Origin of the sequence: Halobacteriovorax sp. RT-2-4 (assembly GCF_047085445.1) — a bacterium.
GTDB lineage: Bacteria > Bdellovibrionota > Bacteriovoracia > Bacteriovoracales > Bacteriovoracaceae > Halobacteriovorax_A.
In genome coordinates this window covers 878,376-893,591 of the sequence record NZ_JBKIXY010000001.1, presented here as the reverse complement: position 1 = coordinate 893,591, position 15,216 = coordinate 878,376, and the positions used below count along the sequence as shown (strand labels likewise).

The following is a 15,216-nucleotide window of genomic DNA, read 5'->3' as shown; positions in this document are numbered from 1 at the left end:
GCACTTATGAATGAGGTAAAGTGGGGGAGCTACTCCTTCAAAACATATTTCAGGCCAGGCCTGTATTTGGATGATTTTAATTTAAAACGTTTGTATCGTTCAATTATAGAAATTAATAATACTTCTAAGAAAAAAGTAAATATTAGATACCTTCAGCTAGAAGATATCGATGAGATTAAAAGTTTTTTGAGTCATATTATTGTTTCTATAGTTCATACACGTGGAAAAGATATTTCATTTTTAATGAATTATATTATTGAAGATGGTGATGTAAATATTCTTCATGTCGGAATTATGATTGCAAATTCTTATACTGGTAATGAAGCGATGGCCATGATGGCATGCTTTAATAAGTTGGAGTATTTTAAGCAGCATAAATGTTTTTATACGACTAATATATCAGCGACTCCTGCTGCAATTGAAGCCTTTGATAAGATAAGTCGTAAAGTTTGGCCATCTCCAAAGAGTCAGATCAAGAAACCACCAAAGGACTATATTAACGTTGTAAAACTTCTTGAAGAGTTCTACATCAAAAAATGGTTTCAGGACCCTACAGAGTGCAATATTGACCCGTATCGCTTTGTTCTTAAGTCTCCATGCAAGAAGATGGGATTTAAAACAAATATGTTTCAAATGAGTCGGGCAAATAATATTGAGTACCAAAATTTTTGCAATAGTTTAATCGATTACGAAAATGAAGAGGACCTAGTACAGGTTTCTACGTCAGGTTACCTTGAATTGATAAAAACCTACTTGTTGACCAACCTATATCTGGTCTTAAAAAAACCACCTCGCTTTTATGAGGAAGAGGCAACGATAGGTGATGAGAATGATTTAAGTAAAATTGCTTAGTTTATAAAAGAGGCCCTACTTCATTAAATTGTAGTAGGGCCTATTTGTTAAGATGCTTTGCTAAGAGTCTGAGCACTACTTTCACATGCTTGTAATAACCTGATATAACGTTTAGTTGTTTCTTTCATATTATTTATAATGATATCTTTGTTTGGTAGTTGATTAACTGCTTCTAATGCCTTTTTGATATGTTCTATATCTTCATCTGTATGTACTTTCATAAATCTTGTCGCTGATTTTCCATACTTTTGAATTAAGTTATTAACAATTATTTGAGGAAGATTTGCTGCGAATGCCTCTAGTGCTAAGACCCAACCAAAAACACTTTCACCTCCATATGTATTGGCATAGTAAAACTGTGACTGGTAGAAGATCTTTGTTTCTTCATACTCCTGAAAATCACAAATGTTATAACCTAAACTCTTTAAGTCACTAAGGGCCAGGTTCTCATGTCCAGACTCTTCATCAGCATGTTCTAACCATCGCTTTGATAATTCCTCGGACTTGCAATGCTTTGCACTCGTTCTCAAAATACTTTCAGAGACAGAGGTATAATAGTAAGTTTGCGCTAGCCAATTGGCGTATACATTTTCATCTTCAAACTTTATTGCTCTTACTTCTTCGATTATTTGAGTAACACATTCATTAAGCAAACTTTCTAAATGATTCATAATTTTCCTCCTCATCTGGAAACTTTAAAAATAGAACTGAATCTCTATACTCATCATAGAGTTTGTTAACTTTTCTTTTAAGAATTTCATCATTTATATCGACAGCTGTTTTTTCGTTAAAATATAGAAGATTACATAAGAGTCCCTTGTAAATAATATTGGCGCAGATAATATCCCCATGCTTTTGACCTTCCTTACTTGCGCTATTAGTTTTTACAGTTGGTGCAATAACATGTTTTGCTTGAATATCTCTTGTAATATTCACTAGAATTTGTCGCAAGATACTGTAGAAGTCTAAGTGGTGTCTTTTCTTACGATAACTCGGAGAAATTGTTAGTAACTCAATACTGTAGACGTTACTTATGGCCAGCTCTTTTATTGCCCTGATGCCTTTCATTGGAATTTCTCTAAAGTATGATTGCTGTTTAAATAAAGGAATGGAGAAGTCATGCTTACTCATTGCACAGTAAGCACATACATTATTATCAGCGTCTAAAAGCAGAATATGAAGCTCTTGCCTTAGAAATGTATCTGAGCAAAAGTTATCTTGGATTTTAAAGATTTCGGCCCATGTTTCTTGATACATTAGAAAGGCCTTTTGAAGCAGTGCTTTGTTAGCGCTACTAAATATTTCTTGCTTGTGAATAATTTTTAGTTGAATTTCCATTTGAGAATTGTAGTACGACTAGAGAGGATCTATACTGCAAATTAATTTATCCCGTTATTTCAGTTACTTATGAGATTAGCTGATGTAGGTGTTATTTGTTTACAAGCCAATAAACTGTGTAAAATTTATTTATGGAGTGAATTTGTTGAATAGTTTTGGTACTTAACTTTCATGTACGAATTTAAATGCTCCAAGCTAATGGCCCGTCTGATTATAGATTCAGTCACAAAGCTTGGTGTCGATAAAGCTCCATTCAATGAATTATATTCTAAGTATGAAAATACTTGTGATAAGTATATTTCTTATAAGTTTTTAAATGACTATGCAGATCTTCTTCTACAAAAAGTTGATGAGGATGAAGTTATTCGAGTTATTGCCAATGATGGACTAAATTCAGAAAAACTAAGTGTATTTAAAAACTTAGTTTTTAGTATTTTATCTCTTAAAAGCCTTTATAACATTCAATCTAAATTGGTTTTAACATATTTATTCAAAGGCGTTACTTTGAATGTATCGACACGTGGTAAAAATATTAGACTTGTCCAAGAAGCTTCGGCACCGAAAGTGCATTCGTTATTTTTCAAGATTTATGCAGAAGTTTATAGGAACTTTCCAATGATAATTGGTCGAGAACCTGCCAAAGTTGTTAGCTTAAGGATTGAAAACTCTTCAATGACAATGGAGATATCTCCAAGTCAAAAGCTGAATATTGTTTCTACAATTGGTCTTTTTCTTAAAACGAGATTTGCACATTTGGCCGCAAAATCAATGTATATAAATCTAATTAATGAGCTTAGAGAAGAATCAGATCAACAAAATTACGAACTTAAAAAGTTAAATGAACAACTTGATCAGTCGCTAAAACAAAAGAGTGTGTTAGTTCGTGCTTTAGGCCATGACATTAATAATTCAATCGTCACAATCAAACTTTCATGTGAAAGGTTGCTACGAACTTTAGAGGATGAAAAAGATCTTAAGGTTGCAACAACAATATCGAAACACATCGAAATCATAAATCTTATCGCTAATAATGCACTTCAAAATGAAATAGATGAAGACCATATTGTTAATAATTACTCAATTGAGAATGTATCTAGTGTCGTTGATGATTTAGTTGATAGTTTCAAAGATAAAATTTTACGAAAGAATCTAGATGTTATTACTGAAGTAAGTACTCAGAGTAGTGACTTTTATATTAATAGACCAATCTTTACATATAATATTCTTGCAAATTATTTTTATAACGCAATTAAATACTCATTTCCATATGGAAGGATCATCATCTCTATTTCGGAGATCAATGATTTTTTCGTGTTTAAAATCATTGATGAAGGAAAGGGGATGAATGTTAGCATGTCAAAGCAGGTATTGGGTACTGAAGGGGAAACTGGACGTGGCCAGGGAATGATAATTGCAAGAAATTTATTGGCCAAAATGTATGGTGATGTAGTTGTATCTAGTAAACAAGGTGTTGGGACTAGTGTTTCAATAAGTATTCCTAAGTCACTTTCAACAACATCAAACAGTAATCATTTTACACTTTAAATTAAATAATAAGTTTTCGACTTCGCGAGTCATCGAGTGGGGATGCTCTTTAAATGTTTGATGTTGATTAAAATCAATAGGCCACTTTTTTTCCATTTCAAATATTCTTGTATACAATACGTCAATGAAATTTAAACTCAGGGATTATCAAGTTGAAGCTGTTGAGAGAGTGGTCTCTCACTTTAGAAAATGTGCTGATCCTTCTCTTATTGTTCTCCCAACAGGTGCTGGAAAAAGTTTAGTCATTGCTGAACTTGCGCGTATTGCACGTGGGCGTGTTCTTGTGATGGCCCATGTAAAAGAGTTAGTAGAACAAAATCATGCTAAGTATGAGTCCTATGATTTAAAAGCGGGAATCTTTTCTGCCTCTATGAATAGAAAGGATAAGGACGAAAAGGTTATTTTCGGCTCGATTCAATCTATTGCCCGTGCTACTGATGATTTCTTCAAAGATTTCTCTCTTGTTATCATTGATGAGTGCCATCGAATTTCACTAGAAGAAGAGTCTCAATACCAACAGGTTTTTGACAAACTAAAAGAAGTAAACCAAAAGGTTTTCTTTCTTGGCCTTACGGCAACACCATATCGCCTTGGAATGGGATGGATTTATAACTATCACTATCATGAAATTCTAAGGACAAAAGAAGAGCGCTTTTTTAAGCATTGTATTTATGAGTTGCCACTTAGTTATATGATTAAAAATGGTTATTTAACTAGGCCAATTAAAATTGATTCTCCTGTTGCTTGCTATGACTTTTCAAAACTTGAAGTTAATGAGAATTCTGGACGATTTTTAACTCAAGAAATTGAGAAAATTTTGAATGATAGCGCTCGTGTTACACCAGGGATTGTTAAGCATATCGTCCAAGAGGCAAAAGAGAGAAATGGGGTTATGCTTTTTACTTCTACAGTAAAGCATGCCAATGAAGTCTTGAGTTTTTTACCTGAAGACTCTAGTGCCATTGTAACAGGTGAAACTGATCAAAAAGTTCGCGACCAAATCATCGATGATTTTAAGAATCAAAAAATAAAATTCTTAGTAAACGTCTCTGTTTTAACAACTGGGTTTGATGCTCCTCATGTGGACTTGATTGCAATCCTTCGTCCAACAGAGTCCATTAGTCTTTATCAACAGATTGTTGGACGAGGTCTAAGACTTTTTGAAGGAAAAGAAGACTGTTTAATTCTCGATTATACTGGACTTGACCACGATATTTTTAAACCTGAAGTCGGTGAAATCCGACCACATGGAGAAACTCAAGAAGTGCAGGTGATGTGTCCTGATTGTGGGCATGCTAATATCTTTTGGGGCAAGGTTGATAGTGAAGGTTGTATTACTGAACACTATGGCCGAAAGTGCCAAGGTATCCATATTGATGAAAGTAATATGACTGTCCAAGAGTGTGGCTTTCTTTTTCGATTTAAAAGCTGTGATAATTGCGGACAAAGTAATGATATTAGTGCTCATGAATGTGTACATTGTTCACATGAATTACGTGACGCTGATAAGAAATTAAAAGAGGCAATGCAACTTAAAGATGCCCATATTATGCGTGTGGAAGAGATGATCTTTAGTGAACATCAAGGTAAGAAGGGACGCTCTCTTGAAGTCAGCTACTTTGATGTGAACGGAGAGTCTTTAAAAGAATATTATCAGCTAAATAGTAAGTCGCAACAGATGGCCTTCTATCATGCTTTTGTGAAGAAACACTTAAAAACACCTGAGCTTAAGTATTATATTGATGATCTTGATAAAATCTTAAAGGATCGAAAGTATTTTAGAGAACCGAAATTCGTGATTGCGCGAAAGAAACAGCGTTTCTGGCAAATAAGAGAGAAAATTTTTATAGAAGAACTAAAGTCGGCGAGATACACGAAATAACTTTTCCATCGCAAGCTCTCCAAGGGTTTCTGAAAACATCTCAAAGAGAGTGTCTGGTATCGAAGATTTTTCACCCTTCCAATAACTTTTTGAAAAGAAGAGGCATCTACCATCCGAAAGTTGTCTCACATTGATTTCTCCCCTTAGTCCTTTTAAGAATCCCTTATCAAATGTAAATGGATAGGCACCCGGTTTTGTGATGCGGGGAATTTTAAAATTTAGCGACATCGGAAAGGGCATGAGAGTATGGTCGAGATACAGATAGATCTCTTTTTTCTTTTCTGAATAACCTGATAGTTTTACTAGGTCGATATATTCATTAAATTTTTCGTAGCGCGACAATTTTCTTAAAGCGACTTTGCATTTATTTGGATGGATTCCATATATTTGGTAATCTAAACTTTGTTTGTTTTCTTGGGTCTTAACAATGGCCTTTCGATAAATTCTTTTTTTATCAACTAAAATTTCTTTGATATCAGCATCAATCCCCTTGAAATCAGAGGCGATAGCAAGATTTGAAAATACCAAAATCAAGTAAAAAACTGCTGTAATTATCAATGGTTGACGCGTTGTAACTTTCAAGGCCTTTAAGTTTCCCTTATTCTTTATAGTAAATTCATTATAGCACGAAGCTAAGATAGGGGAAAATTTAAGCATGGGACGCAGCATTGAAAAAGTTAATCGTAAAGGTAAGACGAAAGACGCCGTCATTGAGAGTAAAGATCAAAGGTGGCACTGTCGAAACCGTATTACGCTCGTCTTTGGTTCTAATGATATTGAAGATTTAGAAACATATGTCTACGAAGATAAGTCAGTAGATTTCAAAACCGTTAAATTTCATCAGGCAAAATCAAAGGCCATTGAAGAGCTTTTAGATAACTGTATTGATGAGTATTACCGCGGGCACGTTACAGAAATTCACACTTCTCTTAGTGAAGATGGGAAAACTGTTGTTGTTGCCGACAATGGTATTGGTTTCCCATTAAATAAAGTCAAGCAGGTTTATTCTGAGTTTAGAACTGGTTCTAAGTTTAAGGATGAAGAAACAGATGAGAAAGGCTTCTTACACAGAACTTTAGGACAGAACGGACTTGGTGCTGCTGCAACTTGTCTTACTGCAGATGAGTTTATTGTTACAATTAAACACTATAACTCTAAGAAAGAGCAGACGACGAAGTTTATCGACGGGGCCCTAAAGATTACTCAATCAAAACCAAAAGCCTTCAAAGGTGCATCTGGTGTATCAATCCAAGTAACTCTGTCAAAAGAAGTATACAAAGATAATAAGATTGATGAAAACCTTCTGAGAAAGAGAATTATTGACCTTGCTTACAATAATCCAGGGCTAGCTTTCTACTTTAATGGTGAGAAGTATCACTATCAAAAAGGTCTCTTCCAACTAGCTCAAAGAATTGATGAAGAGAATGCGCATGATTTTGGTGAAGCAGCCTATATCTACGAAACAGTAAATACTAAGAAGAAAAAGGTTAAGGGAAAGATTGATATGTCTCTTTCTCTAACTATTGATAAGGGAAGTGAAGAAAGAGAGAAATTTATTTCTTTTGTTAACTCTACTCCTACTTATGATGGTGGTTTCCACCACGATCGCGTAAGAAGAATTTTCATTAATGCGATTAAAGACAAGTTAGAACGTCAGGCAAAGAAAGAGAAAATTAAGTTAGTTGATAATGATATTCTTTCTGGTCTTACTTTTGTTCTTGGTGTGACAATGCCAAATCCAAGGTTTGAATCGCAAACTAAACGTAAGTTAGTTCGTGATGCACATCTTGAAAAGGCCCTTGAAGAATTAATGGCAAAGTCTATTGATAAATTCATGAGAAAAAACAAAGACTATCTTGAAGTTGTTATTGAAAGAGCTAAGTCTCGTCACAAATATCAAGTTCTTAAAGAAGCGGCATCTAAGGGCCGTAAGCAAAAAAGACAAAGAGTTGAAAAACTTCTTGATGCCAACGAAAGAAAAAAACGTGATTTATGTACACTCTTTATTTGTGAAGGGGATTCGGCCATTGGCGGTCTAAGATCTGCTCGTAATAAACTGTACCAAGGTGGGATTGCTCTTCGTGGTAAACCTATGAACGTTGCCCAAGCAGGTATCAAAGACATTTTAAATAATCAGGAATTTTCAGATATCATGGCTTCAATCGGTCTTGTTCTTGGACAAGAGGTTGATGAGAAGAAACTTCGTTATTCTAATATCGTATTCCTTGCCGACTCAGATGTTGACGGTGGGCACATCAATACGCTTCTAACAAATTTCTTCTACCAATTTTGGCCAGAATTATTTGAAATGGGTGCTATTCAAATTGCAAAAGCGCCACTTTTTGAAGTCGTGACAGATAAGAAAACTCTGTATTTCGAATCAGATAAAGAACTAGAAGAGTTTAGAAATTCTGGAGAAGTAAGAATAAAAGAAATTCATCGAAACAAAGGGCTTGGTGAGATGTCACCGGAAGCCTGGAAGTATGTTTTATCAAAAGATGAATATACAAAAATTATCGTTGATCAAAAATCAAAAGCTAAAGAGATGTTAAATATCTGCTTTGGTAAAGATACGAATCTTAGAAAAGATTTATTACTTGATGAAGAGCAGTCTGAGATTATGTCAGAGGCAATTTCTGAAGATAAAGTTGTAACTAAGCCTAAACCAGCTAAGAAAGTAGCTAAAAAAGCTGCGAAAAAAACTGAGAAAACGGCGAAAAAACCAGCAAAAAAAGTCGCTAAGAAAGCTGCTAAGAAAAAGGCAAAGAAGGCCGTTGCAAAAAAAGCTGCAACTGGTGGTCTGGCCGACATGATTGATTACCTTGATTAAAAAAGAAATTGGAAGGAAATAAATAATGCAAGAAACTTATCTTCATTCACTTGAATCAGTAAACTTAGAAGATATCGTAAGAGATGAATACCGCACGTATCAGATCTATACATTAATGGATCGTGCGATCCCTTATCTTCAAGATGGCCTTAAACCGGGTCAAAGACGTATTCTTTATACGCTTTGGAAAAATCAGTCGAAAGGACTTTTAAAAGTTTCAGCTGCCACTGGTCTCGTTTTAACTCTTCACCCGCACGGACCAGCTTCGATTGAATCGGCCATTGTAAATATGGCCCAAGATTATACTTTCTCTAATAACTATCCTCTTATTGATAAGAAAGGATACTTCGGAGAGAGGATGGAAACTGATCCGGCCGCTGGAAGGTATATCGAATGTAAGCTAGGTAAGGTATCTGATCTCTTACTATTTGATGATATGAACCAAGTTGAAATGGTTCCAAATTATGATGAACGTTCGATGGAGCCAGTAGGGCTTCTTCCAAAGCTTCCTCTTATGTTATTAAACGGAGCTGAGGGGATTGGTACAGGTTTCTCTTCGACGATTCCAAGTTTTCATCACAAAGATATTATTAAGTCGATGATTTCATTTATTGAAACTGGTAAGGTGAAGAAGTTAAAACCTTACGTTCATAATTATTCTCTACCAATTCATGTTGATAAGAAGACTGGAAAACTTACGTTTGAAATGTCGATTGAAGAAAAAGGTGGAAAGTTCTTTATTACTGAACTTCCTCGTGGTTACGATGCTAAGAAGATTTATCGTCACCTGACAAAATTCATTGATAGCGGTTATATCAAAGATTTCGTTGATGCTTCTGTGGATAATGAAATCAATATTGAACTTCTTTTAAAGAAGGGCCAAGAAGCAACACTTAAAGAAATTCAAGATACAATTGGTGCAACTTCAACTCTGTCTCCAAATTACACTCTAATTTCAGAAAGAGGGGTAAAGATCTTTGATCAAGCTGAAGAGATTATTGAAATCTTCACTGGTGAAAGGTTAAAGGTTGTTACTCGTCGTTATGAACTTCTTTGCCTTGATCTGAAAGATTCAATTACAAAGAATAATGAAATTATCAAATTCATCAAAAATAAAGAATACGAAAAGGCGACAAAGTCGAAAAACAGAAAGTCTTTCGTAGAGTATCTTGATAAAAAGAAGTACGTTTATGCTGACTATCTAGCAGATATGCCAATTTATCGTATGACAAAAGATGAAGTTGAAAAACGCAAGTTACTTATTCAGGATGAAACGAAAAAACTTAATGAGTATACAAAAATTGCGAAGTCACCTAAGCTTGTTGCCAAGAAGCTAATTGAAGAGCTAAATGATGTTGATACTAAATTAACTGACTGGCTTAAGAAGAAAGATGCGGAAAAGCAAAAGCTCCTAAAAAAGATTGCTAAAGATCAAGAGAAACTTGGAAAGAAAAAGGCCAAGAAGAAAGCAGTTAAAAAGAAGTCTTAATAATCTAAGTGAAATAGTCTGATAAAAAAAATCCCCAGCAGAAGTGCAAAACTTGTGCTGGGGATTGTTCATGTCAATACGCCAATTTGACAAGAAGAAGTTGATATAAACATAATACATGGTATTTATTTAGCTACTCAACTTAATGTTTTCTTAAAACTGGCTTAATTGACATCTTTACGCCGAAAAAGGCTAAGTTATTAAAATGAAATATATTTCCCACAAAATTTTTTTTGTGAAATATTCATAATTCTGCTAACCTATTAATATATAAAGGTTCTTTTGATTCATGGAGGAATGCAATGAGCTTGACTAAAGCTGATATTGTCGAACGAGTTTATAAGGAAGCAGGGTTTTCTAAAAAGGAAGCTTCTGACCTTGTTGACTTAGTTTTTAAGGTAATTAAAGATACTTTGGCCCGCGGGGAAAAAGTAAAAATTTCTGGTTTTGGAAACTTCTCAATTCGCGATAAAGCATCAAGAGTTGGCCGTAACCCACAAACAGGTGAGGCGATGGAAATTTCAGCAAGACGTGTTCTTACTTTTAAACCTTCACAGGTGCTAAAAGAAGATATTACTGGACGCTACGTTCACCGTATCGATGATAAAGGTAAGGAAGACACTTCAATTGCTCCTAAGGAAGGAACACCGAAAGCATTAACATCATTCAGAAATGATACTGATGATGACTACGAGAGTGAAAACGGATTTTAAATGCTAGAAACATTATCGATTCCACAAAAATCGTTATTTAAACTTGATGAAGTTTGCTCAATCGTTGGTGTAAAGCCATACGTATTAAGATTTTGGGAAAGTGAATTTGATGAAATTTCACCTCTCGTTTCTTCTACTGGTCAAAAACTTTTTGAACAAAAAGATATTCAAATGCTGGCAAAAATCAAAGGCCTTCTATTTGAAGAAAAGATGACTATTGAAAAAGCTAAGCTAGTTTTAAGAGGTCAATTAGATCTTTCTAAAGACAGTGCTGTTGCCAAGAAGAAGTTAAATACTAAGCCTGCAAAGTCTTCTAAATCAAAAGTTGTAAATTACAATATTGATTTAGATAAACTAGAGCAAGCGAAGAGCATCCTGAATCAATTGAACCTAAAGAGTCAAAGTATTCAACAAAGAAATAATTGGATCTAAAGAGGCGGGCCTAGCGCCTGTCTCTACATCTAAGTGACCAGTTATTGTTCTTTGATTTGGTTCAATAATACTAAGTATCTTTCCAAGATATTCTCCGTAAACTAAACGGATATTTTCGCACGCGTACTTTTCAAAAAATACTTTCATATATTCTAGATTAGATTGTAATTCATTGAAACATTCTTGCGATCGTGTCTTCCAAGGATTTACAGCTTCCTCATGTTCACTTAAAACTTCATCTTCTAATTCGCAAAGATCATCAAGAAGTTGAAATGCTATTCCCATGTGATGTCCAAGGCGGTGTAGTGCCTTTGCTGTTTTTAAATCCGCATCGTCATTAAATAGGTATGGCCCAACAATTGAGAGTTGAATAAGACGTGCTGTCTTAAGCTTATGAGTAAGAATTAAATTCTTAAAACTCTCTGTCATATGGTGGCCTAAATCGAGGGCCTGGCCAAGAATTAGTCCTTTGGCGCCTAAACACCAATGAGCATAATTTAGAATTTCGTATTTATTCCTAACTTGTATTTTGTTTATTAAATTAAAGCTTAGAGATTGTAGTGCATCTCCGGCCAGTAGTGCTTGCCATTGGCCAAATTTTGCATGAGTTGAAAGTCTGCCACGACGATATTCATCATCATCCATACAAGGCATATCATCATGAATAAGTGTATATGTATGATGAATTTCTAATGCACATGAGAAGCTCTTAATTGACTTCTCAAGCTTTTGATTACTAAAGTCTATACCAAAGTCTTTTGCAGTGGCATAAGCGAGCAGAGGGCGAAATAACTTTCCTGCAGGTAATAACGAATAATCATATATCTCACTGAAGAAATTGTGATAATTATTTTGATCGATAAATAACTTTAGGTCAGCTTCAATTTGCTGCCTTGCTTCTTTTGGCTTAAGTAGTGATTGATTTTGCATTGAATTAAGATGCTTTAAAGTTGGCCTTTAGTCAACTAGCGCTTAATCATTTTCGGCGTGTTTGGACGTCCAAGAGTCCCATCAATTTTCATATGGTAGAAACCTTGTTCGTCAGGAGTACCATTGCCTAGAAGAAGGTTGATAATCGCAAAACTTTCGATAAATTCTGGTGTGAATTTAACCTGTGCTTCGAGATCGATTTTTGAATTTCTAATATTTCTTTTATCTAGAGAAATTGTTCCACTTGCATTGGCACGAATAGGTGAGTTGCTATCTCCAATGATTAACTCTTGGATTTCAACGGCCCCTCCATCTTCAGCATGTGCTTTAAATGAAAGATTTTTTATTGCTAGAGTAGGTAATTCAAAACTTTGAATGACTTGGGCCGGAATCGTAAAATTCTTTGATGTTAAATAAATATCGAGATCTTTTATTGCTTTTAAATCTGTACTAACAAGTGCGTTTAGATTGATCGTTCCATCTATTTTAAATGCATTCATTAGCGGGCCAAGGGCCTCAAAGCTGATTACAGAATTTTCTATCTTAATGTATTGAGTTGAAAAATTGTGAATCGATTTAATATTGATATTATTATTTAATCCCGAAATCTTACTTATTTCTGTATTAAATGTAAGACCCATTGGTGCAAAGCTTGGAAGTCCTAAAGAAATATCGGCCTCTGAAATAGTTAGTCCTGATGGAGCATTTAAACATCGAGATGAGATATCGATTTCTTTTAAGTTAATACCTGGAAGAAAATAGCTAAGAGAGGCGTTCTGATAATAAATAGGGCAGCTTCGATTCTTTCTAAGTCCATCATAAACGAGACTCATTACTTTATCTTCAACTGAAAAATTGAAAATGAATCCAAGAAAGAGAGATAAGAATGCAAGGATCGTCATTAGAAAAATTGTTTTCTTATTTATCTTGTATACGTCTGTTTGTACTGCTTCTTCACTCATATTATTCTTCTGGATACCCATATTATGTATTAGTTAACTTTTGCATAAAATTCGACAAGAAATTTGCCTGAAACAAATTTACCATCAGCTGTTTTTTCAAGATAGATTTCTGTTATGATAACTTTAAACTTTCGGTGTAGTTCGTTTAGTAAGCCAACGAAAGCCTTATTAGTAAATTTATCAATCATAATACTTGTTTCAATACGATTGATTGAACCACCTAAGTTTTCTTTTTGAAAGCCATCAACATTAATTTGATTTGCTTTTAAGTTTAATCTCGAAGTCGCATCCGTTAATTTATTTACGAAATCAGATTTTTCGTAGATTGCATCATTTATTACAATAGGGCCTTCTTGGGCCTTGAGCTTCACGTTGCCTTCTTTAAAGCTCACAATAGCGCTCTCTAATTCTTTTCTTGTGTTCAGATCACTGACTTTCATTGTTCTAAAGATAAAGACACCAAGTAGAGCTATGACAGGAATAATAACAACTAGTCCAGATAAGAACTGATTAATAATTTTTTGCTCAGTTTCAGAGAAAGAGCGTAGTTGGTCTGCAAATGATTGAAATACACCAGAATTTCTAGCTTCTTCTATTTGCTTATCAATAGCGACATCAATTTCTTTAAACATGCTCTTTTGTGTCATTATTTACCTTTAAAACTAATAGTAATCTTATCTTTATTAGATTCATCAATATTGGCATCGTCAACATTAAGTCCTTTAAGGACTTTTAATAATTGTTTTGTATCTCGATCACTCTTACTTTGAAATTGTGCAAAACCTGAGTTTAGATCACCTTTGTACTTAGTTAATGATACTTCTTCGTTTCTTTTTATCGCACTCGTAATTGTGTGTAGGTTAGCAAGAGCACTAGTCTTTGGAACTTTTGCTAAAACTTTTAAATCAACATCAATTGCTTTATTTTTTTGTTTAATAATCTTTGTTAGCTTCTCAGGAGTTTTTCTAAGATATCTTTCCTGTTTTTGCGTAATATTCAAGTTACTCGATTTAATTAGCTTTTTGATCTCACGATCTGTTGACTTGATTTCTTGATTTACGAAGTAGAGTGATTCCACTAAGAATCCTGCACATAAAACTAGGCAAACTATAGCAAGACGATAGAAAGTAAAGATTGTATTTTCTAGTTTAATTCCATCTTTAAGTGCAGAAGCAAATTCTTTCGTAAAAAAGTTTTTTGCAGGTTCTCTGTATGTATTTGAAGCACCCATTGTGTAGGCGAGTGTTAGAGAGTTGTATTCTTGTGCAGAAACCATTCTCTCAAGACCTGGTGTCATAAATTGTGAAACACTTACGTGAAGTCTTTCTGTAATATAGTTATCAATATTTTTGATATTGGCACAACCACCAGTTAAGTAGATATGTTCGATACTTTGACCTGTTTTTACTCTATGTCCAAGTAGCCATCGGTCGATTTGAGAAAGTAGGTCTTTAAAAGTATGATGCATCATAAGAGCAAAGTCTTGCTGCTCTTTTGTTACACTATCAAGTTGTGACTTCGTTAGAAAGAAGCTATTTTCGTGTTTAAAAATACGTGCTTCTGCTGCCCCAATATTGTAAGTCTTTGAAATGGCCTCATCAATGGCCGAACCAGCAACATATGAAATATGGTGAGTGTAGATAATACCGTTATAAATTAGGTAGGCCTTCGTTGTCTGATGACCAATATCTAAAATACATACATTTGATTCTAATTTCTTTTCTTCAACAAAGCTCTGATAAACACTAAGTTCCGACGTTAAGTTTGATGGAACAGTATGGTAGGCTTGTAGAAAATTACGATAAGTCGCAAAGACACTCTTTTCTGCAATTTGAACAATTGCTGAAAATTGACTATTGATCTTTTTATAAAGATTAACAATGTAGTGAGTATCGGCGATATTAAATGGTAGGTCCTCTTCAAGTTGAAAAGGAATCATTAGTTCCGCATCTTTCTTGCTCTTAGCTGGAAGATCAAGATAGCGATTCGTTAAGAATTCATTTGGTAGTTGAGTAATGATTCGACCATTGTAGTGCTGGTCTTTTAGAAAGCCTGAGATGATTCTTTGTTGAAGTTCATGAATCGATACTTCTTGGTCACTTGGCCCACGAACATCTTCGAGTAGAACTTCTTCAATATCATCAATAATGAATCTTTTTTTGTGTACTCGGCCTTCAACAAATTTAATACTGTAGGCACCACAGTCTATTACTAAAATACTCATAAATTTATTTTACCAAATT

The 15,216-nt window shown here is 34.4% G+C and carries 14 protein-coding genes; 7 read left to right on the top strand and 7 right to left on the bottom strand.

Annotated elements, in window-relative coordinates; all coding sequences use genetic code 11:
* The first annotated feature begins 6 nt into the window (after positions 1 to 6).
* Positions 7 to 852: a hypothetical protein gene (locus tag ACMAYL_RS04090; protein ID WP_412470773.1), complete on the top strand. Its 846-nt coding sequence runs from the start codon at positions 7 to 9 to the stop codon at positions 850 to 852.
* A 47-nt stretch (positions 853 to 899) separates the two neighbouring features.
* Here the strand turns inward: ACMAYL_RS04090 and ACMAYL_RS04085 are convergent, their stop codons facing one another.
* A complete protein-coding gene (locus ACMAYL_RS04085; protein WP_158246779.1) occupies positions 900 to 1,523 on the bottom strand; it encodes an iron-containing redox enzyme family protein in 624 nt (207 codons plus the stop codon).
* Positions 1,498 to 2,190 carry a hypothetical protein gene (locus tag ACMAYL_RS04080; protein ID WP_103216799.1) on the bottom strand — a complete coding sequence of 231 codons (693 nt, stop codon included), beginning with the start codon at positions 2,188 to 2,190 and terminating at the stop codon, positions 1,498 to 1,500. The genes ACMAYL_RS04085 and ACMAYL_RS04080 overlap by 26 nt, the downstream gene beginning before the upstream one ends.
* Before the next feature lie 171 nt (positions 2,191 to 2,361).
* Between ACMAYL_RS04080 and ACMAYL_RS04075 the strand changes: the two genes are divergently transcribed.
* Together ACMAYL_RS04075 and ACMAYL_RS04070 are read left to right on the top strand one after the other, a co-directional pair.
* Positions 2,362 to 3,735, top strand: coding sequence for a sensor histidine kinase (locus tag ACMAYL_RS04075; protein ID WP_412462786.1), 1,374 nt, complete (start codon positions 2,362 to 2,364; stop codon positions 3,733 to 3,735).
* 124 nt (positions 3,736 to 3,859) lie between these two features.
* A complete protein-coding gene (locus ACMAYL_RS04070) occupies positions 3,860 to 5,617 on the top strand; it encodes a DEAD/DEAH box helicase family protein (RefSeq protein ID WP_412469720.1) in 1,758 nt (585 codons plus the stop codon).
* Here the strand turns inward: ACMAYL_RS04070 and ACMAYL_RS04065 are convergent.
* A complete protein-coding gene (locus ACMAYL_RS04065; protein ID WP_146037766.1) occupies positions 5,591 to 6,199 on the bottom strand; it encodes a hypothetical protein in 609 nt (202 codons plus the stop codon). The two genes, ACMAYL_RS04070 and ACMAYL_RS04065, sit on opposite strands and share 27 nt — an antisense overlap.
* Positions 6,200 to 6,272: 73 nt before the next feature.
* Here ACMAYL_RS04065 and ACMAYL_RS04060 point away from each other — a divergent pair, with 73 nt between their 5' ends.
* The 4 genes from ACMAYL_RS04060 (at position 6,273) to ACMAYL_RS04045 (ending at position 11,081) form a co-directional block, all read left to right on the top strand.
* Complete coding sequence (locus ACMAYL_RS04060) at positions 6,273 to 8,447, top strand: toprim domain-containing protein (protein WP_392991431.1); 2,175 nt, start codon at positions 6,273 to 6,275, stop codon at positions 8,445 to 8,447.
* 25 nt (positions 8,448 to 8,472) lie between these two features.
* Positions 8,473 to 9,936: a DNA gyrase subunit A gene (locus tag ACMAYL_RS04055; RefSeq protein WP_103216804.1), complete on the top strand. Its 1,464-nt coding sequence runs from the start codon at positions 8,473 to 8,475 to the stop codon at positions 9,934 to 9,936.
* Between the two features lie 308 nt (positions 9,937 to 10,244).
* Complete coding sequence (locus ACMAYL_RS04050; RefSeq protein ID WP_392858006.1) at positions 10,245 to 10,649, top strand: integration host factor subunit alpha; 405 nt, start codon at positions 10,245 to 10,247, stop codon at positions 10,647 to 10,649.
* Complete coding sequence (locus ACMAYL_RS04045) at positions 10,650 to 11,081, top strand: MerR family transcriptional regulator (protein WP_103216805.1); 432 nt, start codon at positions 10,650 to 10,652, stop codon at positions 11,079 to 11,081.
* On the opposite strand, the gene ACMAYL_RS04040 is transcribed toward ACMAYL_RS04045, so the two are convergent.
* The 4 genes from ACMAYL_RS04040 to pilM are packed head-to-tail and all read right to left on the bottom strand — an operon-like array spanning position 11,040 to position 15,197.
* The gene (locus tag ACMAYL_RS04040) at positions 11,040 to 12,011 is read right to left on the bottom strand and encodes a polyprenyl synthetase family protein (RefSeq protein ID WP_392991433.1); all 972 of its coding nucleotides are present in this window, start codon (positions 12,009 to 12,011) and stop codon (positions 11,040 to 11,042) included. The two genes, ACMAYL_RS04045 and ACMAYL_RS04040, sit on opposite strands and share 42 nt — an antisense overlap.
* A 35-nt stretch (positions 12,012 to 12,046) precedes the next feature.
* Positions 12,047 to 12,973, bottom strand: a complete 927-nt coding sequence (gene gspN / locus ACMAYL_RS04035) for a type II secretion system protein GspN (RefSeq protein WP_412470772.1) — start codon at positions 12,971 to 12,973, stop codon at positions 12,047 to 12,049.
* 29 nt (positions 12,974 to 13,002) lie between these two features.
* On the bottom strand, positions 13,003 to 13,620 hold the full coding sequence (locus tag ACMAYL_RS04030) for a hypothetical protein (RefSeq protein WP_412470771.1): 618 nt from the start codon (positions 13,618 to 13,620) through the stop codon (positions 13,003 to 13,005).
* Positions 13,620 to 15,197: a pilus assembly protein PilM gene (gene pilM, locus ACMAYL_RS04025; RefSeq protein WP_412470770.1), complete on the bottom strand. Its 1,578-nt coding sequence runs from the start codon at positions 15,195 to 15,197 to the stop codon at positions 13,620 to 13,622. Before pilM ends, ACMAYL_RS04030 begins: the two co-directional genes overlap by 1 nt.
* Positions 15,198 to 15,216 lie beyond the last annotated feature (19 nt).

Coding starts and splice junctions, on each gene's coding strand:
- ACMAYL_RS04040 (WP_392991433.1), bottom strand. CDS start 12,011: ATGCAAAATCAATCACTACTTAAGCCAAAAGAAGCAAGGCAGCAAATT.
- ACMAYL_RS04045 (WP_103216805.1), top strand. CDS start 10,650: ATGCTAGAAACATTATCGATTCCACAAAAATCGTTATTTAAACTTGAT.
- ACMAYL_RS04070 (WP_412469720.1), top strand. CDS start 3,860: ATGAAATTTAAACTCAGGGATTATCAAGTTGAAGCTGTTGAGAGAGTG.
- ACMAYL_RS04085 (WP_158246779.1), bottom strand. CDS start 1,523: ATGAATCATTTAGAAAGTTTGCTTAATGAATGTGTTACTCAAATAATC.
- ACMAYL_RS04030 (WP_412470771.1), bottom strand. CDS start 13,620: ATGACACAAAAGAGCATGTTTAAAGAAATTGATGTCGCTATTGATAAG.
- ACMAYL_RS04055 (WP_103216804.1), top strand. CDS start 8,473: ATGCAAGAAACTTATCTTCATTCACTTGAATCAGTAAACTTAGAAGAT.
- ACMAYL_RS04060 (WP_392991431.1), top strand. CDS start 6,273: ATGGGACGCAGCATTGAAAAAGTTAATCGTAAAGGTAAGACGAAAGAC.
- ACMAYL_RS04090 (WP_412470773.1), top strand. CDS start 7: ATGAATGAGGTAAAGTGGGGGAGCTACTCCTTCAAAACATATTTCAGG.
- gspN (WP_412470772.1), bottom strand. CDS start 12,973: ATGAGTGAAGAAGCAGTACAAACAGACGTATACAAGATAAATAAGAAA.
- ACMAYL_RS04075 (WP_412462786.1), top strand. CDS start 2,362: ATGTACGAATTTAAATGCTCCAAGCTAATGGCCCGTCTGATTATAGAT.
- pilM (WP_412470770.1), bottom strand. CDS start 15,197: ATGAGTATTTTAGTAATAGACTGTGGTGCCTACAGTATTAAATTTGTT.
- ACMAYL_RS04080 (WP_103216799.1), bottom strand. CDS start 2,190: ATGGAAATTCAACTAAAAATTATTCACAAGCAAGAAATATTTAGTAGC.